The 25,539-nt window shown below is 62.6% G+C and carries 23 protein-coding genes; 12 read left to right on the forward strand and 11 right to left on the reverse strand.

Annotated features, from left to right (window positions below; all coding sequences use genetic code 11):
- Positions 1-129 precede the first annotated feature (129 nt).
- Positions 130-570: an Lrp/AsnC family transcriptional regulator gene (locus ACN6NG_RS14975; RefSeq protein WP_016714074.1), complete on the forward strand. Its 441-nt coding sequence runs from the start codon at positions 130-132 to the stop codon at positions 568-570.
- A 50-nt stretch (positions 571-620) separates the two neighbouring features.
- Here ACN6NG_RS14975 and dksA read toward each other — a convergent pair whose 3' ends face one another.
- A complete protein-coding gene (gene dksA / locus ACN6NG_RS14980; protein WP_197899507.1) occupies positions 621-1,025 on the reverse strand; it encodes an RNA polymerase-binding protein DksA in 405 nt (134 codons plus the stop codon).
- A gap of 103 nt (positions 1,026-1,128) precedes the next feature.
- On the opposite strand from dksA, the gene ACN6NG_RS14985 reads away from it, so the two are divergent.
- Positions 1,129-1,383, forward strand: coding sequence for a type B 50S ribosomal protein L31 (locus tag ACN6NG_RS14985; protein WP_019473563.1), 255 nt, complete (start codon positions 1,129-1,131; stop codon positions 1,381-1,383).
- A gap of 57 nt (positions 1,384-1,440) precedes the next feature.
- Here ACN6NG_RS14985 and ACN6NG_RS14990 read toward each other — a convergent pair whose 3' ends face one another.
- On the reverse strand, positions 1,441-1,818 hold the full coding sequence (locus ACN6NG_RS14990; protein ID WP_197899506.1) for a DUF4440 domain-containing protein: 378 nt from the start codon (positions 1,816-1,818) through the stop codon (positions 1,441-1,443).
- Positions 1,790-3,181 carry an MFS transporter gene (locus tag ACN6NG_RS14995; protein ID WP_474314779.1) on the reverse strand — a complete coding sequence of 464 codons (1,392 nt, stop codon included), beginning with the start codon at positions 3,179-3,181 and terminating at the stop codon, positions 1,790-1,792. Before ACN6NG_RS14995 ends, ACN6NG_RS14990 begins: the two co-directional genes overlap by 29 nt.
- A gap of 96 nt (positions 3,182-3,277) precedes the next feature.
- Here ACN6NG_RS14995 and ACN6NG_RS15000 point away from each other — a divergent pair, with 96 nt between their 5' ends.
- Positions 3,278-4,180: a LysR family transcriptional regulator gene (locus tag ACN6NG_RS15000; RefSeq protein ID WP_353457450.1), complete on the forward strand. Its 903-nt coding sequence runs from the start codon at positions 3,278-3,280 to the stop codon at positions 4,178-4,180.
- An 8-nt stretch (positions 4,181-4,188) separates the two neighbouring features.
- Here ACN6NG_RS15000 and ACN6NG_RS15005 read toward each other — a convergent pair whose 3' ends face one another.
- The 3 genes from ACN6NG_RS15005 to ACN6NG_RS15015 all read right to left on the reverse strand — a co-directional run bounded on the left by ACN6NG_RS15005 (position 4,189) and on the right by ACN6NG_RS15015 (position 7,381).
- Positions 4,189-4,824 (reverse strand): dTMP kinase, encoded by a 636-nt coding sequence (locus ACN6NG_RS15005; RefSeq protein WP_474314782.1) that lies wholly within the window; start codon positions 4,822-4,824, stop codon positions 4,189-4,191.
- Positions 4,825-4,900: 76 nt separating this feature from the next.
- On the reverse strand, positions 4,901-6,004 hold the full coding sequence (locus ACN6NG_RS15010; protein WP_474314784.1) for a DmpA family aminopeptidase: 1,104 nt from the start codon (positions 6,002-6,004) through the stop codon (positions 4,901-4,903).
- A gap of 12 nt (positions 6,005-6,016) precedes the next feature.
- Complete coding sequence (locus tag ACN6NG_RS15015) at positions 6,017-7,381, reverse strand: APC family permease (protein WP_474314786.1); 1,365 nt, start codon at positions 7,379-7,381, stop codon at positions 6,017-6,019.
- A gap of 194 nt (positions 7,382-7,575) precedes the next feature.
- Between ACN6NG_RS15015 and ACN6NG_RS15020 the strand changes: the two genes are divergently transcribed.
- Positions 7,576-8,367 carry a helix-turn-helix transcriptional regulator gene (locus ACN6NG_RS15020; RefSeq protein ID WP_063426208.1) on the forward strand — a complete coding sequence of 264 codons (792 nt, stop codon included), beginning with the start codon at positions 7,576-7,578 and terminating at the stop codon, positions 8,365-8,367.
- Between the two features lie 100 nt (positions 8,368-8,467).
- Positions 8,468-11,008: an HWE histidine kinase domain-containing protein gene (locus ACN6NG_RS15025; RefSeq protein WP_063426210.1), complete on the forward strand. Its 2,541-nt coding sequence runs from the start codon at positions 8,468-8,470 to the stop codon at positions 11,006-11,008.
- A 65-nt stretch (positions 11,009-11,073) separates the two neighbouring features.
- Here the strand turns inward: ACN6NG_RS15025 and ACN6NG_RS15030 are convergent, their stop codons facing one another.
- On the reverse strand, positions 11,074-12,717 hold the full coding sequence (locus ACN6NG_RS15030) for an acetolactate synthase large subunit (protein ID WP_169725127.1): 1,644 nt from the start codon (positions 12,715-12,717) through the stop codon (positions 11,074-11,076).
- A 170-nt stretch (positions 12,718-12,887) separates the two neighbouring features.
- Between ACN6NG_RS15030 and ACN6NG_RS15035 the strand changes: the two genes are divergently transcribed.
- Positions 12,888-13,769 (forward strand): LysR family transcriptional regulator, encoded by an 882-nt coding sequence (locus tag ACN6NG_RS15035; protein ID WP_063426270.1) that lies wholly within the window; start codon positions 12,888-12,890, stop codon positions 13,767-13,769.
- Positions 13,770-13,907: 138 nt separating this feature from the next.
- On the opposite strand, the gene ACN6NG_RS15040 is transcribed toward ACN6NG_RS15035, so the two are convergent.
- Both ACN6NG_RS15040 and ACN6NG_RS15045 read right to left on the reverse strand, forming a co-directional pair.
- Complete coding sequence (locus ACN6NG_RS15040; RefSeq protein ID WP_063426272.1) at positions 13,908-14,558, reverse strand: alpha/beta hydrolase; 651 nt, start codon at positions 14,556-14,558, stop codon at positions 13,908-13,910.
- A gap of 36 nt (positions 14,559-14,594) precedes the next feature.
- Positions 14,595-15,719, reverse strand: a complete 1,125-nt coding sequence (locus ACN6NG_RS15045; protein WP_063426284.1) for an MFS transporter — start codon at positions 15,717-15,719, stop codon at positions 14,595-14,597.
- A 360-nt stretch (positions 15,720-16,079) separates the two neighbouring features.
- Here ACN6NG_RS15045 and ACN6NG_RS15050 point away from each other — a divergent pair, with 360 nt between their 5' ends.
- From ACN6NG_RS15050 to ACN6NG_RS15060, 3 genes are all read left to right on the forward strand, one after another.
- The gene (locus ACN6NG_RS15050) at positions 16,080-17,264 is read left to right on the forward strand and encodes an MFS transporter (RefSeq protein ID WP_063426274.1); all 1,185 of its coding nucleotides are present in this window, start codon (positions 16,080-16,082) and stop codon (positions 17,262-17,264) included.
- A gap of 116 nt (positions 17,265-17,380) precedes the next feature.
- Positions 17,381-18,232 carry a LysR family transcriptional regulator gene (locus tag ACN6NG_RS15055; protein ID WP_063426276.1) on the forward strand — a complete coding sequence of 284 codons (852 nt, stop codon included), beginning with the start codon at positions 17,381-17,383 and terminating at the stop codon, positions 18,230-18,232.
- Between the two features lie 96 nt (positions 18,233-18,328).
- Positions 18,329-19,324: an aldo/keto reductase gene (locus ACN6NG_RS15060; protein ID WP_474314790.1), complete on the forward strand. Its 996-nt coding sequence runs from the start codon at positions 18,329-18,331 to the stop codon at positions 19,322-19,324.
- Here ACN6NG_RS15060 and ACN6NG_RS15065 read toward each other — a convergent pair.
- Together ACN6NG_RS15065 and ACN6NG_RS15070 are read right to left on the reverse strand one after the other, a co-directional pair.
- Positions 19,317-20,582 carry a HAMP domain-containing sensor histidine kinase gene (locus ACN6NG_RS15065; protein ID WP_474314793.1) on the reverse strand — a complete coding sequence of 422 codons (1,266 nt, stop codon included), beginning with the start codon at positions 20,580-20,582 and terminating at the stop codon, positions 19,317-19,319. The genes ACN6NG_RS15060 and ACN6NG_RS15065 overlap by 8 nt on opposite strands.
- Positions 20,579-21,271, reverse strand: coding sequence for a response regulator transcription factor (locus ACN6NG_RS15070; RefSeq protein WP_016499831.1), 693 nt, complete (start codon positions 21,269-21,271; stop codon positions 20,579-20,581). Before ACN6NG_RS15070 ends, ACN6NG_RS15065 begins: the two co-directional genes overlap by 4 nt.
- A 196-nt stretch (positions 21,272-21,467) precedes the next feature.
- On the opposite strand from ACN6NG_RS15070, the gene bamA reads away from it, so the two are divergent.
- The 3 genes from bamA to ACN6NG_RS15085 all read left to right on the forward strand — a co-directional run bounded on the left by bamA (position 21,468) and on the right by ACN6NG_RS15085 (position 25,453).
- Positions 21,468-23,831, forward strand: a complete 2,364-nt coding sequence (gene bamA, locus ACN6NG_RS15075) for an outer membrane protein assembly factor BamA (protein ID WP_474314796.1) — start codon at positions 21,468-21,470, stop codon at positions 23,829-23,831.
- 258 nt (positions 23,832-24,089) lie between these two features.
- Positions 24,090-24,473 (forward strand): hypothetical protein, encoded by a 384-nt coding sequence (locus tag ACN6NG_RS15080; protein WP_474314799.1) that lies wholly within the window; start codon positions 24,090-24,092, stop codon positions 24,471-24,473.
- Positions 24,474-24,487: 14 nt separating this feature from the next.
- On the forward strand, positions 24,488-25,453 hold the full coding sequence (locus ACN6NG_RS15085; RefSeq protein ID WP_353455738.1) for an endonuclease: 966 nt from the start codon (positions 24,488-24,490) through the stop codon (positions 25,451-25,453).
- Positions 25,454-25,539: the final 86 nt, after the last annotated feature.

Raw genomic sequence — 25,539 nt, forward strand, 5'->3', positions numbered from 1 at the left:
AGCGAGCAAATTGTTTTTTCAATAGCTTGTCATGCACCACCGAAACCGACACCCTGCATACGGTCGGGATCAACAGGCATTATGCCGGTTCTGACCGGCATAAAGACGGCGAGCTAATCGGGTGCTGCAATGCGTGAGCTGGATGCAAAAGATCGTGAGATTCTTGAAGTACTTTCGAAGGACGCGCGCATTGCGCTGAAGGCATTAGCCGGCCGCATAGGCCTTTCCAGAAGCGCCACGACCGAGCGCGTTGCCAACCTTGAACGCAGCGGGATCATTCGCGGTTATCGGGCGGATATCGGCGAGATAGACGCCAATGTCATACGCGCGATCTTGCTGGTAACGTTACAGCGCACCCCTGCCATGGGGCTGCTTGACCAGCTGGCTACTGACGCACGCGTGCGGCGGGTTTCCTCGGTGAGCGGTCAGCTTGACCTGGTGGTTGAAGTGGAGACCCGGACCATCGACGACCTCAACCAGGTACGCGACAACGTCGCACGCCACGAATCCGTGGATGACATTACCACGTCGGTAGTCCTGCGCCGTGATATCGACCGCCAGGGTGCCTGACGACCTGCAGGATGGCACGGGCTTCACCGGTGCCATCCACGCCGGGTGTATCAAGTTTCGCGTATATGCCGCTCCTGGCGTTCCTGCCGCTCCTTGGCCTCAATGTTCAGTGTCGCCGTTGGCCGTAGCAGCAAGCGCTTGAGGCCGATGGGCTCGCCGGTGTCCTTGCACCACCCGTACTCACCCCGTGCAATGCGCTCCAGGGCTTCGTCGATCTTGTCCAGCAGCTTCTTTTCCCGTTCAAGCAGGCGCAGCTGCCATTGCCGTTGCTCTTCCATGGTCCCCAGGTCAGATGGGTCGCTGCTCGGCTCGAATGCGCGCATCAGCTCGAACTCGCTGGATATTCGCGCTTGCAGCTCATTGCGCTGCGACAACAACAGGTCGCGGAAGAACCCCTGCTGCCGAGCATCCATATAGGCCTCTGCAGGCATGCAAAGCAGGTCTTGTTCGGTCATGTCTATTACGCTCGCGGCAGCATTCGAAGGTCGGCCCAGGTTGCAAATGACTCGTCACTTGGCTTAAGTTGTTACTTTATAACATTCGCTAAGGAGTTCTACAATGAAACCAGGCATTCACCCCGACTACCGCCCCGTTCTGTTTCACGATGTGGCTGCCAGTGCCTTCTGGCTGATCCGCTCGACCATCGAAACAGACAAGACCCACGTGCATACCGATGGCGTCAGCTACCCCTACGTCACCCTCGACGTTTCCAGTGCCTCGCACCCGATCTACACCGGCCAGGAACGCAAAGCCAAGGCCGAGGGCCGGGTGGCGGGCTTCAACAAGCGGTTTGCAGGCTTTACTGCCAAGTAAGAAAAAGCCGCTTTCGGTCCAGGGAAAGCGGCTTTTCCAACCCATCATCGCGCAGCCTCAAGCCGCCCAGGTTTCCTGAAGATGGCGCCATAACACGCGTCCCTCTACAGCACTGAAAAGTGCGGTCGAGATCCGTGCCTTCGCTTTCTGGCCGGGCAAATGGTGCGTCTCGCGATAGCACACCACTGCACCCTCCGACCATTGTGCGATGGTTTTCAGTTCGGCGACCTCAATGCTCAACCCTGGCTGAGACCCTGCACGCTGAGCAAACAGGGATGAAACATCGCCCAGGCCTACCTGAGCACCGGCAGGTGTCACCATCGCAAAATCCGCGTGAAACCGCTCGACCATGGCTGCAACAGAACCCTCCCCCCGGGCGAAGAGCGCCTCGATCAATACGTGCAGATCAATGACTTCTTTCAGATACCGATTCATGGCGTTCCTTTCGTTTGACAAGTGAGCGTATCCGCAGACAGAACAGGACGGCCAGGCAGGTTGCCTGCCCCCCTCCTGCCAGCATGAATGTGGCTTCGTAGGCTTGCCGAGTCCCCAAGAGCATGGTCAGCAAGCTGAAGAACAGGCTGACGGCTGTCACGCCAAGGCAGAAGCTCAACTGCCGGTTCAGGGCCCACAAGGTACTGGCCTGGCCAAGTTCCGATGATGCCAATGCTGAAAAGGCAGCGCTTTGCGCGACGCTGGTACATAAGCTCCCCCCGACACCGAGCAGCGCGTAGGCAATCATCAGTGAAGACGTGCTGTAAGCCAGCGCCAGCAGCGCATAACCCGGGACCTGCAGGGCCAGCCCCAGCAGCAGTAACGGGGTGGGCCCGAATGATCTGTAACACCAGGTGGTGCACGCGATCGCCAGCGCTGCCCCCACGGTCCAGGGCAACATCAGGCTGCCTGCTGCGCTTGCGGTCCATCCAAGGTCGGCCTGAAGGTAAAGCATGGCCAACAGATTCACCCCGATGAACAGGCCCGGCACAGCCAGATACAACATCATCGATCCGGCGAAAACGGGCTCGCGCATTACCGAAAAGTCCAACAGGGGTGCAGCGATACGCCGTGAGTGACGCAGGTAGCTGCCGAGCAAGGTGGCCGCCAGTGCGGCCCAGGCCATAGCCATGCCACCCTGGCCATCACCCGCATCAGTCATACCCAGCAAGCCGCTGGCCACCCCTCCCCCAGCCAGTAGCAAGCCTTTGCCATCAAAGGGTTCATTGCGCGCGGCTGCCGGTGGGCGCGGTAACCAGCAAACACCCAGGATCAAGGCCAGCAGTGCCATGGGAAGACTGGCGAGCAGCACCCACTGCCAGGGCATGCGTTGCGACAACCAACCGCCTGCCAGGGGTGATATGGCTGGCGCCAGCAAGCCTATGGCCATGATCGCCATGGTCACCCTTGGCCGCTCATGCGCCGAATACAGGCGGTAGACCAGTGCCTGGCCCAGAGGAATGAACAGCCCGGCGGCAAAACCCTGCAGGCCGCGTAAAGGTAACAGCGTTGCCATCTGCCCCGACCAGGCGATCAGCAGTGTGGCGCCTGAGAAAAACACCAGTGAGCCGAGCAGCACCGGGCGCTCGCCCATGCGCTGCCCCAGCCATCGGCTGGGCAACATTCCCAGCATCAGCCCAAGTAGATAGGCCGTACTCACCCAAGCCAGCGTGGCGACATCAGCGTGCAGTGCTTCACCTATTTTCGGTGAAACCACGGCGGTGATGAAGGTATTGATCAGGTCTACAAAGAAACCCAGCAAGTAGAACAGCGTGATACGACGACGCAGGTTGAGTAAGGCCACGGTGAACTCCAGTCAGCGAGCGTGACTGTACCCCTGCACCGACAGCGACATAAGTGCTGTAATATCGCCCAGACTGTTAACTGATTTTTGACAATCATGCTCGACCTCAATCGCGTTGCCAGCTTTGTCGCCGTTGCAGATAGCGGCAGCTTTACCAAGGCTGCCCAGTTGCTGGGCCAGTCCAAGGCGCGGATCAGCTTCAATGTACGGCGTCTGGAAGCTGAACTGGGCGCCAGCCTGCTGGCCCGTAACACCCGCCGCAGCGTGCTGACCGACTGCGGTGAACGGTTTCTGCTTGAAGCGCGTCAGCTGCTTGACCAGGTGGAGCGCGCGACAGCCAGCGTGCAGCAGTCATCCGCGGGGCTTGGCGGGCGGTTACGCATCACCAGTACCTCCGCCTTTGCCCAGCGTGCAGTGCTGCCGGTGCTGGCCGACATGGCAGAAGCTCATCCCGATCTGTCGATCGAGCACGTAGCGTCATCGCACCTCTGTGACCTGGTTGCTGAACGCTTCGACGTGGCAATCCGGCTAGGCGAGTTGGCGGACTCCGATTACAAGGCCGCCAGGATTGGCGACTATGCCTTGCAGCTGGTCGCCAGCCCGGCGTATCTGCTACGGCACCCGGTTGGCTCAGCGGAGGCGCTGGTCAACGTGCACTGGCTGGCTCATACGCACCTGAGCGATGCGCCCTGGCGCTTCTTCAACTCACAGTCCATGACCGAAAGCTGCCAGTTCGTGCGCCCGTCCCGCTTTCAGGCAGATAGCGCAGAGGCGTTGCTGGACATGGCCTTGCGCGGGCTCGGGGTTGCGCTTCTGCCAAGCTGGTTGGTAGACGACGCCATCGCGAAGGGTAAGCTCTGCGCCGCGCTTGACCCACAACACTTTGCACGGCAACCCATTCATGCGTTGTACCGCAACAGCATGTATGTACCTGCGGCAACACGCGTTTTCATTGACCAGCTGGCAGCCCGATGGGCCCTTGAGGACACCGGGCTGTAACAGCCATATCACGTTGCTGGCACAGCGCGCATGCGTGCAAGCACGCCCTGAATCTCGCCAACCACCTGCCGGGTTGCCTCGTCGATCGTCCCTTCATTACGGCACAGCACCCAGCCGTGCGCTGCAACGGCACGCTCGAACGCCTCGGTACAGGCCACCTGTTCATCCAGGTTGTGGATCACCGTACTGCCCAGCCCACGCGTACGCGCCGCGGCCCGTGCCCATGAGGTTTCAGCGGCTGTGACAACCCCGACATGCAAATCGGGCACTTGCACCTTACGTTCGAGGTTCAGGCGCAAGATCTGGTCGAACGGCACCGTGCGGCGGAACGCAGCATCGGAGGGGTACCAGCGATCAATCAGGATGATGCTGTCAGCTGGCTGCCTGGGCAGCACATGCCGGGAAATCCAGGCGCGGCTCTCGGCAAAGCGCTCGCACACCTTGAACTCCAGGTCCCGGCATGGGCTTCTGGCAAGCTGGTTGACCAGGGCCATGGTCTCGCCCCGGCAAGGGTCGTTCTTTCTTTCACAAAGGCGGATCACCTTGTTCCCGTCCAGCCGCAAGGCTTGAGTGACGGCCTCCAGCAGCGTGGTCTTGCCGGTACCCTTGGGCCCATCAATGGAAACAAACAGCGGGCGGTTCATCGTTCAATACCAGTTGGTTCAGGCGCGGGATGAGACCATTGATCGTGGCTCGGCTTCAAGCGAATCTCTTTCTACGTCAACCCTGAGCCTTCCAACCCACTTGCTCAAGGGCCGCCAGCAGCCGCTTACCCTGCAGGCCTGGCACCTCTCGCCCATCCTCTGCCTGCATGGTCCTGCCTGCCAGGATCGCGTTGACGATGGCCTCTTCTACCGCCTCGGCCGCCGCCGCGAACAGCGGCGATATATGGTCGTTGTTGACCATAGCCACTTGCGCTGTCATCGGCAGATCGCGGCGATTGTAGTCGGCAGTCGCCAGCCCGATGTTCCCCGTCGAGAATGCCAGGAAGATATCGCCACTGGAGTCATCGGTGCCGCCGCCTGTGCGGGCAATACCCAGCGCAGCACGTTGCGCCAGGCGTTGGCACTGGTGCGGCAGCAACGGTGCATCGGTGGCCAGTACCACCACGATCGAGCCCATGCCAGGGGTGTCCTGCTGGTCAAATGGCGTGGGCAGGTCAAGCAACACCCGGCCTACGGGATAGCCATCCACCCGCAGCTCGCGGCGCTGGCCATGGTTGGCCTGGACAAAGGCCCCCACCGTCCAGCTACCCTGCTCTGCCGGCAACACCCGCGACGCGGTACCGATGCCGCCTTTGAATTCATGGCAGATCATGCCGGTACCGCCGCCTACCGCACCCTCGGTCACCGGCCCGCCACAGGCAACCGCCAGCGCTTGCTGGACCAGGTCCGCATTCACATGCTGCCCCCAGATGTCGTTCAGCACGCCGTCGTAGGTTTCCATCACCACCGGCATGCACCAGTAGGTCGACGCGTCCGCCAGGGTTGCATGCTCATGGGCGATGAGTGCATCGCGCACCACGCCCACGCTGTGCGTGTTGGTGGTGGCAATGGCTGTCGTCAACAGGCCCGCTTCACGAATCCACTCCAGGCCTGTGGCGTCGCCATTGCCATTGAGCACATGGCAGCCGGCAAAGCACGGTTGATGGCGCGCCGGGCCTTCGCGGGGCTCGATGACACTGACACCGGTGCGTACAGGCTTGCCATTGTGGTGCTTGTCCAGGGTGGCGTGGCCAACCCGCACACCCGGCACATCGGTAATGGCGTTGTGAGGACCAGGCCGACCAAGGCCCAGCGTGATACCGAAATCGCGTGCTCGCATCTTGTCTCTCGCTCAAAGTTTCTGGAAGGCCGGGCTCAACTTGCCATACGTGCCGTACAGCAACACGGAGGTAAGCAGAATGCCAAGAATGATGAAAATGTCCCGGGCTGAAGCCGTACTCAACAGGGTCGTCAACAGGTACCCGGCCCCGGTCACCGCAGCCAAGGCCGGCAGTGGCCACAGCGGCATCCGGTAAGGGTGCTCACGGTCGCGGCGCAGCACGCGGCTGAACAGCGCGCACATCCCGACCACCAGGTACACGCACAGGATCAGCAGTACGGTGAAGGACGTGAGCTCCGACAGGTTGGAACTGAACGTCAAGGCAGCGGAAGGCACTGCGAGGAACAGCGTGGCCAGCCAGGGCGATTCCCACTTGGGGTGAATGCGGATGAAGGCGCGGTTCAGTGTCGGCATCCACAACGCATCCCGCCCGCTGCTGTAGATCACCCGCCCACTCTGGATGACCAGGGCAATGATGGCATTGAACACCGAAAGGAAAATCCCGGCGCTGACCAGGCGCGAGAGTGTTTCGTTGCCATGGGCCGTCAGCAGGTAGCCGATAGGGTCCGGGCTGGCCAGCATCGCCTCAAGCGAGGGTGCCCCTACCAGCAGCGCCACCAGCGGGACCACTTCGATGGCCAACACCAGCACCAGCGACCACAGCACTGCCTTGGCGATCCCACGCCCGCCACATTTCATGTCTTCGGCCAGCAACACGGCGCCGCCATAACCGTTGAAAGAGAACAGCGCAGTGCCCACCGCACCAATCACCAGCGCCCAGGGCGCCGCGTGCAGTATCCCGTTATCGAGTACCAGCGGGCTGACAAGGCTGCTAACCGGTTGCTGGGCGTGGCCAAAGCCCAACACCACGATCACCATCAGTGCCGCCACCTCAAGGAACAGGCAAATGCCGGTGACCCACGCATTGAGCTTGATGTTGAGAATGCCAAGCAAATAGCCCAATGCCACAATCACCAAGGCCACCGTCTGCCCGTCAAGCTGGGTGCCGAGCGCTGCATTCAGGTAAGTGGCTGCCCCCGTGGCCAAGACCGGTGGAATGAACACCAGCATCGCCAGCACGGTAAGGAAAGTGGCGTAACCGGCCATCCCGCCAAATACCCGCTTGGCAAACACGTATTCACCCCCTGCCGCACTGTGCGCGCGGCCCAGTTCGGCATAGCAAAGCGCAAACATCAGCGCCAGCACACCACCTAGCACGAAGGCCCAGATCACACCTGTACCTGCCTGGGCGATAGCAAAGGGCGCAATGACGAAGACGGAGCTTGCGGGTGTCACCGATGACACGGTGATGGCGACTACATCTGCGACGCTCAGCGTCGGTTTAAGTTTTGGGGTGGGTGCACTACAGGACGTCATTTGTTCATCCTCACGTTGTTGTTAGTGTCAGAGGCAGAACCAGTAAGCGAAACGTGGCGAGCTCGACGGCCCGCTTGATAGGTATGAAATCTATGCGGCGCCACCCGCCAGGACAATTCCCACTAAGGGGTACCCCCGGTTGACAGCTGAGGCAAAGCGGGTGCCAATGCCCTACTTCTTTCAAGGACGCTGTCGTGGAAATTCTCTTTCATGAGGTTGCCGGCCACACCGCGCTGGCCAGAACGATCGAGCAGATTGGCAGCCCGCGCTTCTGGCGTCAGCTGATCCTGGTGCTGAGGCACTGGGTGCCGTTCGACAACGCGCTGGCGATGCACTTCCCTCCCCAGGGCGCCCCACAAGTGCTGGAGGAGTACGATGCAGCGCCAGCCCCCGCAGCGGGTGAGTTGTACCTCGACGGGTTGTACCTGCTAGACCCCTTCTACCAGGCCGCCCGCGAAGGCTTGGCCAGTGGTTGCTACCACCTGGAAGAAGTGGCGCCAGACCATTTCTGGCAAACGGATTATTACCAGAACTACTTTCAGGACCATGTGCTGGTCGACGAAGTCCAGTTCCTGTTGCAGCTGCCCGATGGGGTATTGTCGCTGTCACTGGGCATGCGCCGCGCTTTCGACGCAACAGAGCTGGGCAAGCTCAACCTGATCAGTGCCTGGGTGCTGGCGCTGCTTGGGCAGCACTGGGCGCGTAGTGGCGTGCCGGTGCCCGTGCAGGCACCGGTTGGCGATGCGTTGGCCAGGTTTGCCCAAGGCCTGTTGTCCGAGCGAGAACTGGAAATCGCCCGCCTTATCCTGCGCGGTTACTCGTCGAAAGCGATGGCGCAACGGCTGGGGATCTCGCCAGAAACCATAAAGGTGCACCGGCGCCACCTGTACGCGAAGCTGAACATCTCGTCTCACCCCGAATTGTTTTCGATGTTCATACGGGAGCTGGGGTTCGCAGATGAACGGGGGGAGACCCCATCAGCCTGAAAAGGCAACCACCCGGCAATGCCCAAGGCGGACAATGCCTGCTAGGCTGACGATGGCGGCCCTCCTGGCAGCCTACTCTTTACCCTTAGGCACGGGCCAAATGACCTTCGACCCACAAGTAAACCTGACAAACTGCGACCGCGAACCCATCCAGATCCCTGGCAGCATCCAGCCCCACGGCTGCCTGCTGGCCTGTGATGCATCCGCGACAGTGGTGCTGCGCCATTCGGTCAACGCCCCGCATCTGCTGGGCCTGGCAGGCGATATCAACGGCCAGAAGCTGCACACGGTGCTAGGGGACGAGGTAGCCCATACCCTGCGCAACGCACTGGCCCGTACCCGCGAAGCCTCGCGCCCTGCACTCAGCTTCAGCGTGATGCTGCCCAACGGCCAGGCCTTCGATATCGCCGCCCACCTGTTCAAAGGTACGGCCATCCTGGAGTTTGAACCGGCCGGTGCCAGCATCGCCGAGCCCATCGAGCTGGCCCGTACCCTGATTGCCCAGCTGCGCGAAATCGACCAGACCAGCAAATTGTTCCGCGACGCTGCCCGCTTTGTCCGGGCCGTACTGGGCTACGACCGGGTGATGATCTACCAGCTCGGCGCAGACGGTGCCGGCAAGGTGGTCGCCGAAGCCAAACGTGGCGACCTTGAAAGCTTCATGGGCCAGTACTTCCCCGCCTCCGACATCCCGCAGCAGGCCCGAGCGCTTTACCTGCGCAACCCGATCCGGGTGATTGCCGACGCCCAGTTCAAAACAGTCGCCATCGAGCCGGTCCTTGACCCGTCAGGCGAACCGCTCGACCTGTCCTACGCGCACCTGCGCAGCGTATCGCCGGTGCATTGCGAGTACCTGTGCAACATGGGCGTGGGCGCCTCCATGTCGATATCGGTCATCGTCAACGGCGAGCTGTGGGGGATGATCGCCTGCCACCACTACGCACCGCGCACCCTGGCCATGGGGCAGCGGGTGGCCGCCGAAATGTTCGGCGAGTTTTTCGCGCTGCATATCGAGACCCTGCGCAGCCGGCAAAAGCTCGAAGCCGCCGTGCGGGTTCACAAAGCACTGGACACCATCGTGCGCGATGCCAACCAGTCAGCGGACCTCGATGGGTTCTTCCACTCACGCCTGCCGCGGCTGATGTCGCTGATTCCCTGCGATGGCATCGGCATGTCGTTGCAAGGCCGCTGGGCATCGGCCGGGCTGGCAGTGCCCAAAGCTGCCGTGCCCGACCTGTTGCGCCTGGCGGATATGGTCACCAACGGCCGTACCTGGGCGTCCAACCGCCTGTCGATGGTGCTTCCCTCTGCCCAGGCGTACTTCAGCGACGTATCCGGCGTGCTGATCATCCCGATGTCGCAGCAGCCGAGGGATTACCTGATCTTCTTTCGCAAGGAGGTCATCGAGACGCTCGACTGGGCCGGGGACCCGAACAAAACTTACGAAAGCGGCGCGCTGGGCGATCGCCTGACGCCGCGCAAAAGCTTCGCCATCTGGAAAGAAACCGTTCACCAGCAGTCGCTGCCCTGGACCGAACAGGACCGCCAATTTGGCGATGCCATCCGCACCGCCATCGTCGAAGTGGTGCTGCACAACAGCGAGCTGCTCGCCAGCGAGCGCTCGAAGGCTGAAGTGCGCCAACGCATCCTTAACGAGGAGCTCAATCACAGGGTCAAGAACATCCTGTCACTGATTGGTGCGCTGGTTGCCCACCCGACCTCCGAGAGCCAGACCCTCCAGGACTATGTGGCCACCCTCAAAGGGCGTATCCAGGCATTGTCACTGGCCCACGACCAAGTGGTGCGTGGTGATGGTGGCGGCCGCCTGGCAATGCTGCTGGAGGCCGAGCTTTCACCCTATCGCACGGCTGCCGGGGTGATCGAGCTGCAAGGCCCGAACGTCATCCTCGACGCGCGCGCCTACTCGGTGATGGCCCTGGTGCTGCACGAGCTGGCCACCAATGCGGCCAAGTATGGTGCACTGTCGCGGGCCGGCGGCAAGCTTGCGGTGAGCTGGGCGATCGACGCCGCCAGCGCCTGTGTCATCAGCTGGCGCGAAAGTGGCGGGCCCACGGTACGCCCGCCCAGCCGCACTGGCTTTGGCTCGGTACTGATCGACCGCAGTATCCCGTTCGACCTGGGCGGCACCAGCACGGTGGAATATTACCCCGAAGGCCTGCAAGGCGTTTTCAGGATCCCTGCCAAGCACCTGACCGTCGCCGAACCGTTCGTACCCGCCATCCCGGCCACGGCCATGGCCCGCGTAGGCGATACCTTTGCAACACGGGCGGGCTTGTGCGTGCTGATTCTCGAAGACCAGTTGGTGATTGCAGTCGGCTTGGAGCAGATTCTCAACGATGCTCACATCAAGGACGTGATCACCGCCAATTCCGAAGATGAGGCAATGCAACTGCTCGCCCGCAGCACACCGGACGTTGCGATACTGGATGTCAACCTGGGCACCGGCACATCAATTTCCGTGGCCGATGAACTGGTACGCCGTCAGGTTCCATTCCTGTTTGCCACAGGCTATGGCGATGGCATCAGCATTCCCGAGCACTTGAAGGGCGTCCCCGTAGCGCGCAAGCCTTACGACGCCAACAGCATCCTGGCCAGCCTGCAGGGCCTGTTGGATCGCTGAAAGGCGATACCAGGCCGCTCCTCAGGGAAAGGCGCCAGCCTTGCGCTGGCGCCGTACCTCAGGGCTTACACCGCCAGCGCGCGCTCACGCAGCTCGCTGTTGAGGATGCGGTCGTTCTCGCTGTAATCGACCGGGCAGTCGATCACGTGCACGCCTGGGGTCTTGATGCAGTGTTCCAGCAGTGGCAGCAGGCCTTCGGCGCTTTCCACGCGGTGGCCGTTGGCACCGTAGGCTTCGGCGTACTTCACGAAGTCCGGGTTGCCGTAGTCCAAGCCGAAATCGGTGAAGCCCATGTTGGCCTGCTTCCAGCGGATCATGCCGTAGCCATCGTCACGCAGGATCACCACGGTGATGTGCATGCCCAGACGTACAGCCGTTTCCAGCTCCTGGCTGTTCATCATGAAGCCGCCGTCGCCGCACACCGAGATCACCGGGCGGTCCGGATGCACCAGGTGCGCCGCCATGGCCGATGGCAGGCCAGCGCCCATGGTCGCCAGGGCGTTGTCCAGCAGCACGGTGTTCGGCTTGTGCGCTTTGTAGTTACGGGCGAACCAGATCTTGTAGATGCCGTTGTCCAGGGCAACGATGCCTTCGGACGGCAGTACGCGACGGATGTCGGCCACCAGGCGCTGCGGGTAGACCGGGAAGCGGTTGTCGTCACCACCTTCGGCGATCTGCGCTTCGTTGGCTTCGCGGATGGCCATCAGGCGGGTGAAGTCCCAGTGCGACGTGTCGTCCAGCGCTTCGCTGATCTGCCACACGGCGTTGGCGATGTCGCCGATCACTTCAACCTGCGGGAAGTACACGGCATCGACTTCGGCAGAGCGGAAGTTGATGTGGATGACTTCGGTGCCGCCACGGACCATGAAGAACGGTGGCTTCTCGATCACGTCGTGGCCGATGTTGATGATCAGGTCGGCCGCTTCGACGGCGCGGTGCACGAAGTCACCCGACGACAGTGCAGCGTTACCCAAGAAGCGCGGGTGGCGCTCGTCGACCACACCTTTACCCATCTGGGTGGTGATGAACGGGATGCCGGTCTTGTCGATCAGTTGCTTGAGGACCTTGGCGGTCATCTTGCGGTTGGCGCCAGCGCCGATCACCAGAATCGGGTTACGAGCGGTCTTCAGCTTCTCGACGGCAGCTTCGATGGCCACGTGTTCGGCCAGCGGGCGGCGGTGCAGGCTGCGCGGGATCGGCAGTGCGTCGGTCTGCTCGGCGGCGATGTCTTCCGGCAGTTCCAGGTGTACCGCACCCGGCTTTTCTTCTTCAGCCAGGCGGAAGGCTTCGCGCATGCGCGACGGGATGTTGTCGGCCGAGGCGAACTGGTGGGTGTACTTGGTGATGGGGTCCATCATGCCGCACACGTCAATGATCTGGAAGCGGCCCTGCTTGGACTTCTTGATCGGCTTCTGCCCGGTGATCATCATCATCGGCATGCCGCCCAGGTAGGCGTAGGCGCTGGCGGTGACCAGGTTGGTGGCGCCAGGGCCGAGGGTGGACAGGCTGACGCCGGTCTTGCCAGTCAGGCGGCCGTAGGTGGCAGCCATGAAGCCTGCAGACTGCTCGTGACGGGTCAGTACCAGCTTGATCTTCGACTTGCGCAGGGATTCGAGCAGGTCGAGGTTTTCCTCACCAGGGATGCCGAACACATACTCGACACCTTCGTTTTCCAGACATTGCACAACGACATCGGCGGCCTTGGCCATTTGGGGTACTACCTCAAAATCTTTGTGGGATTGCAGCTTTATTACGCTGCGTGACTGAGATATTGCAGGATGTCTCAGTGGCGCGCATCGTAGGCCCTCTGGTTAATAATAATAAATATATTGTTATGATGCTTAGCATCACAGTTCGTTATGAATGGTAGAACGCCTCAATGAACCTCAAGGCATTGCGCTGCTGCGTCGAGATCGTGCGCCAAGGCAGCTTCACCAAGGCTGCGCAGCATTTGCACATCGCCCAGCCTGCGCTGAGCATGGCCGTAACCCGCCTGGAAGAAGAACTGGGCGTGACCCTGTTCAACCGCACCACGCGCAAAGTCATCCTTACCGCCGAGGGCGAACAGTTCCTGCCACGCATTGCGTCGGCGCTGCGCGAGATGGATGTTGCCCGGCAAGAGCTGCGCGACATGGCCGACCTGAAGCGCGGCGAAGTGCGCCTGGGCATCCCGCCCATGTTCGGCCTGCACTATGTACCTGGGTTGATGAACGCCTTCCGCCAGCTGTATCCAGGCATTGCCATGACCGTGTTTGAAGGCAGTGCCGAGGACATTGGCCATCGCCTGGAACAACGGGAAATCGACCTGGCATTGCTGGAGTCCAGGCGCGTGCCCCCCGACAAGGAATCGATCCTGCTGGGCAGTGACGAGATGCTCGCGTGCATGCACCCCGACCACCCCTATGCCGGTAAGGCCTTCCTCACGGCGGAAGACCTGCGCAATACCGACATGGTGGTGTTCGACCGCACATTCGTTCAACGTCACCTGCTGGACGCGTTTTTCGCCGAACATGGCATCACTTACCAGGTGGCGTTACAGAGCAACTTCGTCTCGCTGGTGGTGCAAGCCGCGCTGGACAACATGGGGGTGGCGACCCTGCTGCGCTCGGTCCAGCAACGCACGCCGGGCATTGTCGGGGTGCCGTTCCGGCCCGCGCAGCAGATGAGCTTCAGATTGTGCTGGCGCTCGGGGGAATACCTGTCGCTGGCCAGCAAGCGGTTCATCGAATTTGCTGCACAGACGCATTACCTGGAGCGGTGAGGCTAGCCTGTTCCGGCCCTTTCGCGGCTAAAGCCGCTCCCACAGGTACAGCGTAAATGTTGGGCACCCGCAGTCCCTGTGGGAGCGGCTTTAGCCGCGAACACCGGCAAAGCCGGTGCCAGACCGACGCGCCAGTGCCTATGGGAGCGCAGTTTTCAACGCCAGATGGGCGATCACCTGCTCAGCCGCCCGCCCCAGGCAGCCCTTGAAAAAGTGGTTTGCACCTGCATAAACCGACACCGCACGTTGCTCTGGGCCGGCCCATTGCAGCAGGTTGGCCAGCGGCGCCATTTCATCCTGTTCGCCGTGCAGCAGCAGGCAATCTGCAGGCACCGGCAATGGCTCGTAATATCGCCCGCCCGGTACATCACCCACCGGCAGCCCCAGCAACGCCACTGCCTGCAACTGCCCTTCAAGCGCACAGGCCACACGGGCGAACACATAGGCACCAAAGGAAAACCCGACCAGGGCTACCGGTAGCTCAGGCAACTCCCGTCTGAAGTGACGGATGACCGTGATGCAGTCTTGCGCTTCGCCGATACCCTCGTCGTGCGCACCTTGTGTCTGCCCTACCCCACGGAAACTCGGCCGCACCACTTGCCAACCGGCTGCGCACAGCTGCCGCGCCAGGGTCAGCGGCACGATATGGCGCGGGGTACCGCCCAGCAGCGGTTGTGGGTGACTGACCAGCACCACCCCCTTGGGCGGCCCGGCGGGGTAGTCGATCAGCAGCTCGATCTGGCCGGCCGGCCCATCGATAAGCAACGGGTTACGTGGTGCATCCGACATCGTTTCGTCCTTGCTAGCCAAATGAGTGGCGCCTGATCACGCCGTTTGCCGCGGGAGGCTGCGCATCACCAGCAACACCAGCACGACACTGGTCAATGCCAGTGCCGACAGCGTTGCCAGCACCCCCATCGCGCCGAAGTGCTGGAACAGGTAGCCACCCGCCAAGGGCGTCAGTGCCTGGCCAACCAGCGAGGGGCGCGACATCTTGCCCATCAGCGCAACATACTGGGCTGGCGGCATCAAGGCCAGCGGCAGCAGCCCCCTGACAATGGCGCGCAGGCCATTGCCGGAGCCATACAGCAGCAGGCCCAGCGCGGTCACGCCCGGCGCCACGGCCACCAGCGTCAGGCCGACGGCGACCAGCAGCGATGACACCAGTGCAGTCCAGATCGGGTGGCGCTTGCCGGCGATGATCTGCAGCACCCGCGACGCCACCTGGCTTGGCCCGAGCAAGGCACTCAGGCCAATGGCAGCCGCCAGCGAATGCCCCTGGCCCTGCAGTACTGCGACCAGTTGCACCGAAACGGCAGTCATGATGATCGCGCCAATGGCAAAGATTGCGGTCAGCAGCCAGTACAGGCGGCGGTCCACGGGCAGATCGCTCGTCGCCGTCGCGCCCTGGGCCTTGTGTGGGGGCTGGCCGGCCGGCAACACCCAGAGGTATAGCGGCGCCACGGCAACGATCAGCACCAGCGCATAAGCCGTGCACGCCGTGCGCCAGCCCAGTTGCTCGATGGCCAGCGCCACCACCGGCCAGGTCACGGTGGTGGCAAACCCCGAAATCAGGGTGATACCGGTAATCGCCCGCCCTGCCCGTTCCGCATACAAGGCACCGAGGGTGGCAAACAGCGCTTCATACAGCCCCATTGCCATCCCCGCGCCAATGATCACCCAGGCCAGCAGGAACACCAGCAGGCTGTGGCAGTTGGCAACCACCAGCAAGCCCAGCCCTACTACCACACCGCTGGCGGCCAGTTGCGAGCGCCCGCCATAACGCGCCACCAGGCGGCTGGACAGCGGCGCCAGCAGCGCCGAAACCATCAGGCCCAGCGACAGCGCCCCATACACCCAGCCGCTGTCCCAGCCAGTCTCGCGCAGGATTGGCTTGCCCATCACCGCCAACAGGAAGAACGAACCACCCCACACCAGAATTTGCAGCAGGCCCAGCCAGAAAATACCCAAGGGCCCGGGAAAACGTACGCCAGCATTCACTAAAGCAACCTTATCGACCAAGCGGGCCGGATGTCGGCGCACGCAGGTGGCAGTCTAAAAGAGCAGGCGTACGGCTTGCCATAACATCCCGGCATTTCAGTTATGCGCTCGCTGTAGTGTGCCGGAAATCCAAGAAGAGTACTTTTGTACTCCGCCCGGTAACCCAGTGATGAAACCGTCGAGCGGCCATTCAAGACCGCACGCAGAAAGGGCCAAAAGCCCCAAGCCGGTCAGCTTCCTCGACGTTGCCGGCAAAGATTGACTATGATCCCGCCTTGAACGTTTCAGCATGTTTCAAAAGGGATACAGATGTCAGTCCAGGAAATACCCCCTCTCCCCAGTAAAGGCACCGTCGCGAAGATGGAAGCCGCCATGGCGCTGGGCAGCTTTGCCATCGGCACCGGCGAATTCGCCATCATGGGCCTGATGCCCGACATCGCCAGCAACCTGCAATTGAGCGAGCCCCAGGTGGGCCATGCCATCAGTGCCTACGCACTGGGGGTGATGGTTGGCGCCCCGACGCTAGCGATCCTGGGCGCCCGGCTGCTGCGCAAGCACATGCTGTTGCTGCTGATGGCCCTGTACGCCCTTGGCAACCTGGCGACTGCCTTCGCCCCCTCGTTCAGTAGCCTAGTTGCCTTCCGCTTCATCAGCGGCCTGCCCCACGGCGCGTACTTCGGCATTGCCGCAGTGGTGGCATCGAGCATGGTGGCCAAAGACCAGCGCGCGGGTGCGGTTGCCCGGGTGATGATGGGCCTGACCTTGGCCATGTTGCTCGGTAACCCGGTGGCAACCTACCTGGGCCAGTTTTTCGGCTGGCGTTCGGCGTTCGTGCTGGTTGGCGCCATCGCGCTGTGCACCATCGCCCTGGTGTGGCGCTTTGTGCCCCAGCGCCACGACGAAGTGCGCAGCGACCCGCGCAAGGAACTGCAAGCCTTTACCCTGCCGCAGGTGTGGATGGCGCTGGCCATCGCCTCGATCGGCTTTGCCGGCATGTTCACGGTATTCAGCTACCTGGCACCGACCATGCTGCAGGTAACCCAGGTGTCACCCCAGTGGATTCCGTTCGGCCTGGCGGCGTTCGGGGTGGGCGGCATCGTCGGCAACATTGCCGGCGGCAAACTGTTCGACCGCCTGCAGTTCCGCGCCGTGGGGCTGGTGCTGGTGTGGTCGATCGCCGTGCTGCTGTTCTTCACCTTCGCCGCCCATGCGCTGTGGAGCCTGCTGTTGGGTATCGGCCTGGTGGGCACCATGATTGCCCTGGCCGCGCCGCTGCAGATCCGCCTGATGGACATTGCCCATGAAGCGCCGAGCCTGGCAGCTGCGTCGAACCATGCAGCGTTCAACCTGGCCAATGCGCTGGGGCCATGGTTGGGTGGCATGGCGATTACAGCGGGCATGGGCTGGACCAGCACCGGCTATATCGGCGCGGCAACTGCGCTGGTTGGCCTGGGCATCTATCTGGTGGCACGACGGATGAAAGGCGGCCATTGAGGCCAGCCATGTGGGGCTGCTGCGCAGCCCCAAAATCTCCAACCCACCGCAATCCACAGTGCCCCGCAGAAAACGCTACCCTACCCCCTTCTGCACAAGCTACTGCCGAGCCCTCCATGTTCGATTGGGAAGACCTGCGTCATTTCTGCGCCTTTACCTCGGCCGGCTCGCTGTCCGCCGCCGCCAAGACGCTGGGCGTCGACCACGCCACCGTGGCCCGGCGCATTGCTTCGCTCGAAGCCTCGTTCAAGCTCAAGCTGGTCGACCGGCGCCCCCGCGCTTATGCGCTCACCGACGAAGGCCGACGCGTTGCCGAACTTGCCGAGCAGATGACCCTGTCCTCCTTCGCCCTTGAACATTTCGCCAGCGCCGGCCAACACGCGGTGGAAGGCGAAGTGGTGCTGTCGGCACCACCGGCACTGCTCGGCAGCATCGTGGCCCGGCGCCTGGGCGAACTGTACCAGCGCTACCCACAGTTGCGCCTGAAGCTGGTGGGCAGCAAATCAAAGGCATCCTTGGCCCGCCGCGAAGCCGACATCAGCATCGCCCTGGCCCGGCCCACAGAACCGACCCTGGTTGCCAGCCTTCTGGGCCACCTGGCCTACCGGCTGTACGCCTCGCCCGGCTACTTGGCCAGCGCGGCGGCCCGGCGCTACATCGGTTACGACGAGTCGCAGGCCAGTTCCCCTCAACAGCAATGGCTGAACCGTCAGGCCGGCCAGCAGCCGTTCGTGCTGCACAGCAATGACCTGCGCATCCAGGCTCAAGCCTGTGCCGGCGGCATCGGAATCGCCTGCCTGCCCGCGTTCATGGCGCAGGAGCACGGCCTGAAGGAAGCCGGCAGCGCCGAGCAGACCATGAGCATCGAAATCTGGCTGGCAGTGCATGAGGACGTGCGCGCCACCCCACGGATCAAGGCGGTTACCGACTTCCTCCAGCAACAGGTGCGGCCATTGCTGCGCTTGTGAATTTTTGCGGATGGGACCTGCATCAATATGGAATTTTCGCGCAAGGCTGCCCGCGTTAGGCTGACACCATCACTAACGCCCTTGAAGGAGACGACGATGCAATACGTAAAGTTGGGTAACACCGGGCTGGACATCTCCAGGTTGTGCCTGGGCTGCATGACCTTCGGCGAACCCGACGCCGGCACTCATCCCTGGACCTTGGGCGAAGACGCCAGCCGACCTATCATTCGCCATGCCGTCGAGCAAGGCATCAACTTCTTCGACACCGCCAACAGCTATTCGGCCGGCACTTCGGAAATCATCCTCGGCAAACTGCTGAAGGAATTCACCCGCCGCGAAGAAACCGTGATCGCCACCAAGGTGTTCTTCCCGGCGAACATGTGGGAAGGCGCCAGCCGGCCCAACGAGCAAGGCTTGTCGCGCAAGGCGATCATGGCCAACATCGACGCCAGCCTCAGCCGCTTGGGTACCGATTACGTCGACCTGTACCAGATCCACCGCTGGGACTACCACACCCCCATCGAGGAGACCATGGAGGCCCTGCACGAGGTGGTCAAGGCCGGCAAGGCCCGTTACATCGGTGCATCGTCGATGTACGCCTGGCAGTTCGCTAAGGCACAGCAGGTGGCGGCCAGCAACGGTTGGAGCCGTTTCGTGTCGATGCAGAATTACCTCAACCTGATCTACCGCGAAGAAGAACGCGAAATGATCCCGCTGTGCCTGGACCAGGGGGTCGGCCTGATGCCCTGGAGCCCGATGGCCCGCGGGCGCCTGACCCGGCCGCACGGGCAGCAGACCGCACGCACCCGCAGCGATGTATCCGGCCAGTCGTTCTATGAAAAGACCGAGGTGGAAGACGGCCGGGTGATCGACGTGGTCGAGCAGATCGCCGGCGAACGGGGCGTGCCAATGGCCCAGGTGGCGTTGGCTTGGGTACTGGGTAAAACCGGCGTTAGCGCCCCTATCGTCGGCGCCTCGAAGCCTGCACATCTGGACGATGCACTGGGCGCGTTGTCACTGCAGCTGAGCGAGGGCGAGGTGGCACGCTTGCAGGCCCCTTACGTCCCCCACGCGGTGACCGGTTTCAAGTAGTGCTGGCTTGCGGCAGGTCGATACGCACCCGCAGCCCACCGCTGGCTGCGGCCTGCGCGGAGATGCTGCCGCCATGCAGGATAATGGCGCGCTGGGCAATCGCCAGACCCAGGCCAAAACCATCATCGCTGCTGTCGGTGCCCCGGTCGAACGGCTCGAAGATGCGCTTCAGCCGCGCCGGGTCCACGCCCGGACCATGGTCGCTGACACTGACCTGAAACCATTGCCCGCCCGGCGCCAGCGCGGCCTCGACCAACACTTCGGTGCTGGCTGCGGTGTAGCGCACGGCGTTGCGGATGATGTTCTCGAACGCCCGGTACAGCAGCTCTTCATGCCCATGGATGAGAAACGCGCCGTGGGCGTGCAAGGACACCTGGCACTGCTTCATGCCCGCCTCGAAACGAGCGTCCTCGACGATCTGCGCCAGCAGCTCTACCACATCGACAGTGGCAAAGTCGCTGTCACCCTGCCGAGCCTGGGCGCGGGCCAGGGTCAGCAGCTGCTCGATCAGGTCGTCCATACGCCGTGACTCACGCTCCACCCGTTCCAGCATGTCGTGCCGGTCGGGCTGCTGACGCATCAGGCCGATGGCGGCATGCATGCGGGTCAGCGGTGAGCGCAGTTCGTGGGAAATATCGTGCAGCAGGTTCTGCTGCGCCTGCACCAGGGCCTTGAGCTGGCCAGCCATGCGGTCGCAGTCCTCGGCCAGCTCGACGATCTCGTCGCGGCGCTTGCCCAACCTGGATTTCACGCGCACATCGAACCGGCCCTGGGCTACCTGGCCCATGGCTTCGCGCAGCCAGGCCAACGGGCGAGTCAGGTACAGGCTGCACAGGAAGGCAAACAGCGCACTCATCAGCGTGCCGGTAAACAGCGGGCCCATGCCTCGAGGACGCGGCGGTTCGCCAAGCACCGTGGCCACCGAAGCACGCAGCACCAGCGGGCGACCCTCGCGGTCGCTCAACGCCTGCTCGAAACGCGACACCGGCACCGCCCTGCCCGCCAGCAGCTGGCCTTTACTGTCATAAAGGCCCACTTGCACATCCGGCGGCTGCGGTGACACCTCCAGCAGTTGCCGGCCTGCCTGCTCACCGTAACGCTGCAGTAGCTGCAGTTCGGTGGCCAGCAGCGAACGCAGCGCCGGGGTATCGCCACGCCACTCATTGAGCATGAAGGCACCCGCACCCACCAGGAAAGTCAGGCAGTTGGCCAGCCAGAACGCCAGGAACAGCTTCCAGAACAGGCGCCGGCGCATCATTCGACTATCAGCATGTAGCCCATGCCACGCACGCTCTGGATCCAGCTGCTGCCGTCGGCACGCGGGCCGAGCTTTTGCCGGATGCTGCTGACGTGCACGTCGATACGCCGGTCATAACGGGTCAACGGCCGGCCCAAGGCATTGAGTGACAGGTCCTGCTTGCTGACCAGCTGGCCAGCCTGGCGGGCCAACGCTTCGAGCAGGCTGAACTCCGAGCCGGTCAGCTCCAGCGTGGCTTCGCCCCAATGCGCCTCACGACGGCCCGGCCACATTTTCAATGCGCCCGTACGCACGTGTTCGGGCGCACTGCCCTCACCCGTGGAATGCGGCTGCACCCGGCGCAGGATCGCCCGCAGGCGTGCGACCAGTTCACCCGGGGAACTGGGCTTGGGTACGTAGTCATCGGCGCCCAGCTCAAGGCCGGCAATACGGTCGATATTGTCGCCACGCGCGGTCAGCAGCAGCACCGGCACCTGGCTGCGCGCACGCACGCGCCGCAGCACTTCGATGCCAGAGATACCCGGCAGCATCACGTCCAGCACCACCACCTGGAAGTGACCGGACAACGCCTGGGTCTCGCCCTCTTCACCCGTATTCACGGCAGTGGCCTGGAAGCCTTCGCGCGCCAGGTACAAAGAGAGCATTTCAGTCAGTTCGCGGTCGTCGTCGACCAGCAGCACAGGGATCATCGGGGCCAGATATCGCAATTGCAGGGGCTGTAATGATCGCCCCGGCGGCCGGGGCTGTCACCGCCGGCCGGTCGGACTTTACACATCTTTACCCTCGGCTAACCGCGCCGTACACAGCCCGCCCGTATCCTCATCGCCCGCTGCTAGCGGGTTGCCCGCGCTTGCCCCCTTCGAATCCGCTTGTCTGGAACCCCCGATGAACTACCCGCGCCTGTTGCTCTCCATCCTGTTGCTGAAAGCCACGTTGGCCCAGGCCTCCCCCTTCAGGATCGCCGACATCCGCGTCAACGGCCTGCAGCGGGTTTCCGCTGGCAGTGTCTTCGGTGCCTTGCCGCTGAACGTCGGCGATCAGGCCGATGACCGCCGCCTGGTGGACTCGACCCGTTCCCTGTTCAAGACCGGGTTCTTCCAGGACATCCAGCTGAACCGCGATGGCAATGTGCTGATCATCAACGTGGTCGAGCGCCCGTCGGTGTCGAGCATCGAGATCGAAGGCAACAAGGCGATCAGCACCGAAGACCTGATGAAGGGCCTGAAACAATCGGGCCTGGCCGAAGGCGAGATCTTCCAGCGTGCCACCCTTGAAGGCGTGCGTAACGAGCTGCAGCGCCAGTACGTGGCCCAGGGCCGCTACTCGGCCGAGGTTGACGCAGAAGTCGTGCCGCAGCCGCGCAACCGCGTGGCGCTGAAGATCAAGATCAACGAAGGCACCGTCGCTGCCATCCAGCACATCAACATCGTTGGCAACAACGTGTTCGATGATGACACCCTGGGCCAGCTGTTCGAGCTGAAGACCACCAACTGGCTGTCGTTCTTCAAGAACGACGACAAGTATGCCCGCGAAAAACTGTCCGGTGACCTGGAGCGCCTGCGCTCGTACTACCTGGACCGCGGCTACATCAACATGGACATCGCTTCCACCCAGGTGTCCATCACGCCAGACAAGAAACACGTCTACATCACTGTCAACATCAACGAAGGCGAGAAGTACACCGTTCGCGACGTGAAGTTGTCCGGTGACCTGAAAGTGCCGGAAGACCAGGTCAAGTCGCTGCTGCTGGTGCAGCCGGGCCAGGTGTTCTCGCGCAAGGTGATGACCACCAGCTCCGAGCTGATCACCCGTCGCCTGGGTAACGAAGGCTACACCTTCGCCAACGTCAACGGCGTGCCACAGCCGAACGACCAGGACCACACGGTCGACATCATGTTCGTGGTCGACCCGGGCAAGCGTGCCTACGTCAACCGCATCAACTACCGCGGCAACACCAAGACCGAAGACGAAGTGCTGCGTCGCGAAATGCGCCAGATGGAAGGCGGCTGGGCTTCGACCTACCTCATCGACCAGTCCAAGACCCGCCTGGAGCGCCTGGGCTTCTTCAAGGAAGTCAACGTCGAGACCCCGCAGGTAGCCGGCACTGACGACCAGGTCGACGTCAACTACAGCGTCGAAGAGCAAGCCTCCGGCTCGATCACCGCCAGCGTCGGTTTCGCCCAGAGCGCCGGCCTGATCCTGGGTGGTTCGATCAGCCAGAGCAACTTCCTCGGTACCGGTAACAAGGTGTCGGTCGGCCTGACCCGCAGCGAATACCAGACCAAGTACAACTTCGGCTTCGTGGACCCCTACTTCACCGCCGACGGTGTCAGCCTGGGTTACAACCTGTTCTACAACACCACCGACTACAGCGACTACTACGACGATGGCGTTTCGTACTATGCGATCAACAGCTACGGCGCCGGGGTCAGCTTTGGCTACCCGATCAACGAAACCTCGCGCCTGACCTACGGCCTGACCCTGCAGCATGACGACATTTCGCCGGGTACCTACAGCGCCGACGAGATCTACGACTTCATCTCCCGTGAGGGCAAGAGTTTCAACAACCTCAAGGCGTCGATAGGCTGGTCCGAGTCCACGCTGAACAAAGGCGTGCTGGCCACACGTGGCCACTCGCAAAGCCTCACGCTGATGGCCACCACCCCTGGCAGCGACCTGTCGTTCTACAAGCTGGACTACAGCGGCCAGACCTTCCTGCCGGTGACCAACAACACCTCGCTGCGCCTGCACACCAGCCTGGGCTATGGCAATGGCTACGGGTCCACCGACGGCTTGCCGTTCTATGAAAGCTACACCGCGGGGGGCCAGGGCTCGGTACGCGGGTTCAAGGACGGCACCCTCGGCCCGCGCAATACCCCGGCCACCGGCACCTACGCCAGCGCGGGCCAGGCTTACTATTCCGACCGTGACACGGATGTGCTGGGGGGCAACATTCTGGTGACCGGCGGTGCCGAGTACCTCTTCCCGTTGCCGTTCGTGAAGGACCAGAGCCAGCTGCGCAGCTCTCTGTTCGTCGACGCCGGCAACGTTTATGCCGACACCTGCTACCTGTCGACCACCCAGGGCTGCGGCAGCGTCGACCTGGCACAGTTGGCCGTGTCGCTCGGGGTGGGCGTGACCTGGTACAGCCCGATGGGGCCGCTGAGCTTCAGCCTGGCGGCGCCGTTGAAAAAGCCGGACAACGCCGAGACCCAGATCTTCCAGTTCTCGCTGGGGCAAACGTTCTGAGCACTTTCTTACGGTGGGAGGGCTCTTGTGGGAGCGGCCTTGTGTCGCGAAAGGGGCGCGGAGCGCCCCCAGGTTTTCAGCTTCGCCGCCAACATTGCCGGGGCCGCTTCGCGGCCCTTTCGCGACACAAGGCCGCTCCCACAAACAGCCGCGCACGCCAGGGTTAAGTATTACCCGGTTTTACCCCCGCTTAACCCAAGTTGACAGTCACCTTGCCTAAGCTGGCCAACACCCGAACCCGCCCAGCAGGACACCCTCATGCCTCCGTTCACACCCTGTTTCCCCACATCACTGCGCCACGATGAAGTACCGGTCGCACTGCTCGACCTGGTCCAGCAACGCCTGGCCGGCCTGCTGGGCCCACGCTTTACCGTGGTGCTGGGCGGCAGTGGCAATGGCGCCGGGGTCAGTCATTACCACTTGGCAATACAGCACAACCAGAGCGGCGTTTCACTTGAGGACTATGGCGACGTCGGTGCCGGTTTCATCGAGCGGCTGCTGCGCATGGGCGCTCAGGTCAGGGATATGCTCGACTCAGCCACGTTCGACCGCATGGCCGGCAACGACCCGGGCCGACCGCTGGTATGGCTCAGCGAGCTGGCCAGCTACGGGGAAAGCATTACAATGCGCGCCCCAATCTGAAATATGTTTTTCCCATGAAATCACTGCTTTACGCTGTAACCTTAGTGTTTTCCTTCACCCTCCCTGCGTTGGCCAACCCACCGGCAACGTTCACCGAGGCCAAGGTGGTGGCCAAGCAGAAGGTGTACCTGGACCAGGCCAGCAGTGCCATGGGCGACCTGTACTGCGGCTGCAAGTGGACCTGGGTGGGCAAGTCGGGTGGGCGCATCGATGCGGCTTCGTGCGGCTACCAGACCCGCAAGCAACAGAACCGCGCCGAGCGCACCGAGTGGGAACACATCGTGCCCGCCTACACCTTCGGCAACCAGCGCCAGTGCTGGAAGAACGGCGGCCGCGAGCACTGCGTGGACAACGACCCGGTGTTCCGCGCCATGGAAGCCGACCTGTTCAACCTCTACCCGGCGGTGGGCGAGGTCAACGGCGACCGCAGCAACTTCAACTACGGCATGGTCGCTGGCAATGCCGGCGAGTATGGCCAGTGCACCACCAAGGTCGATTTCGTCCAGCGCGCCGCCGAACCGCGCGATGAAGTCAAAGGCCTGGTGGCCCGTACCACGTTCTACATGTTCGACCGTTACCAACTGAGCATGTCGCGCCAGCAGCAACAGCTGCTGATGGCCTGGGACAAACAGCACCCGGTGTCGGCCTGGGAGAAAGAGCGCGACCGGCGCATTGCCGCGATCATGGGGCATGCCAACCCGTTCGTGAGCGGGGAACGCAAGTGGACGGCTGACTACAAGCCGGTTGGCAGTGGCGTGGTGCAAGCGGTGCCGGTGAAAACCGCCAAGGCAGAGGCCAAGCCGAGCCTGGCCAGCGTCCAGTCAGTCGGGGCCGTGCTTGGCAACCGCAACAGCCACGTTTATCACCTGTCTGCTGGCTGCCCGGGCTATAACCAGGTTGCAGCCAAGAACCAGGTTACCTTCGCTAACGAGGGTGAGGCGCAGGCAGCGGGCTATCGCAAGGCAGGTAACTGCCGATAGACCTGTATCGTACTGGGGCTGCTGTGCAGCCCATCGCCGGCAAGCCAGCTCCCACAGGGTTCCACAGGCCTGAGCCTTGCGCAGTC

It is taken from the genome of Pseudomonas sp. TSO6 (genome assembly GCF_056098905.1).

Excerpts from the sequence above, each read along its gene's own strand:
- ACN6NG_RS15035 (WP_063426270.1), top strand. The coding sequence starts at position 12,888 with ATGAACCTCAAGGCATTGCGCTGCTGCGTCGAGATCGTGCGCCAAGGC.
- ACN6NG_RS15070 (WP_016499831.1), bottom strand. The coding sequence starts at position 21,271 with ATGATCCCTGTGCTGCTGGTCGACGACGACCGCGAACTGACTGAAATG.
- ACN6NG_RS15050 (WP_063426274.1), top strand. The coding sequence starts at position 16,080 with ATGTCAGTCCAGGAAATACCCCCTCTCCCCAGTAAAGGCACCGTCGCG.
- ACN6NG_RS15065 (WP_474314793.1), bottom strand. The coding sequence starts at position 20,582 with ATGATGCGCCGGCGCCTGTTCTGGAAGCTGTTCCTGGCGTTCTGGCTG.
- ACN6NG_RS15085 (WP_353455738.1), top strand. The coding sequence starts at position 24,488 with ATGAAATCACTGCTTTACGCTGTAACCTTAGTGTTTTCCTTCACCCTC.
- ACN6NG_RS15010 (WP_474314784.1), bottom strand. The coding sequence starts at position 6,004 with ATGCGAGCACGCGATTTCGGTATCACGCTGGGCCTTGGTCGGCCTGGT.
- ACN6NG_RS15000 (WP_353457450.1), top strand. The coding sequence starts at position 3,278 with ATGCTCGACCTCAATCGCGTTGCCAGCTTTGTCGCCGTTGCAGATAGC.
- dksA (WP_197899507.1), bottom strand. The coding sequence starts at position 1,025 with ATGACCGAACAAGACCTGCTTTGCATGCCTGCAGAGGCCTATATGGAT.
- ACN6NG_RS15080 (WP_474314799.1), top strand. The coding sequence starts at position 24,090 with ATGCCTCCGTTCACACCCTGTTTCCCCACATCACTGCGCCACGATGAA.
- ACN6NG_RS14990 (WP_197899506.1), bottom strand. The coding sequence starts at position 1,818 with ATGAATCGGTATCTGAAAGAAGTCATTGATCTGCACGTATTGATCGAG.
- ACN6NG_RS15040 (WP_063426272.1), bottom strand. The coding sequence starts at position 14,558 with ATGTCGGATGCACCACGTAACCCGTTGCTTATCGATGGGCCGGCCGGC.
- ACN6NG_RS14985 (WP_019473563.1), top strand. The coding sequence starts at position 1,129 with ATGAAACCAGGCATTCACCCCGACTACCGCCCCGTTCTGTTTCACGAT.
- ACN6NG_RS15005 (WP_474314782.1), bottom strand. The coding sequence starts at position 4,824 with ATGAACCGCCCGCTGTTTGTTTCCATTGATGGGCCCAAGGGTACCGGC.
- bamA (WP_474314796.1), top strand. The coding sequence starts at position 21,468 with ATGAACTACCCGCGCCTGTTGCTCTCCATCCTGTTGCTGAAAGCCACG.
- ACN6NG_RS15025 (WP_063426210.1), top strand. The coding sequence starts at position 8,468 with ATGACCTTCGACCCACAAGTAAACCTGACAAACTGCGACCGCGAACCC.
- ACN6NG_RS15060 (WP_474314790.1), top strand. The coding sequence starts at position 18,329 with ATGCAATACGTAAAGTTGGGTAACACCGGGCTGGACATCTCCAGGTTG.
- ACN6NG_RS15055 (WP_063426276.1), top strand. The coding sequence starts at position 17,381 with ATGTTCGATTGGGAAGACCTGCGTCATTTCTGCGCCTTTACCTCGGCC.
- ACN6NG_RS15015 (WP_474314786.1), bottom strand. The coding sequence starts at position 7,381 with ATGACGTCCTGTAGTGCACCCACCCCAAAACTTAAACCGACGCTGAGC.
- ACN6NG_RS15030 (WP_169725127.1), bottom strand. The coding sequence starts at position 12,717 with ATGGCCAAGGCCGCCGATGTCGTTGTGCAATGTCTGGAAAACGAAGGT.
- ACN6NG_RS14975 (WP_016714074.1), top strand. The coding sequence starts at position 130 with ATGCGTGAGCTGGATGCAAAAGATCGTGAGATTCTTGAAGTACTTTCG.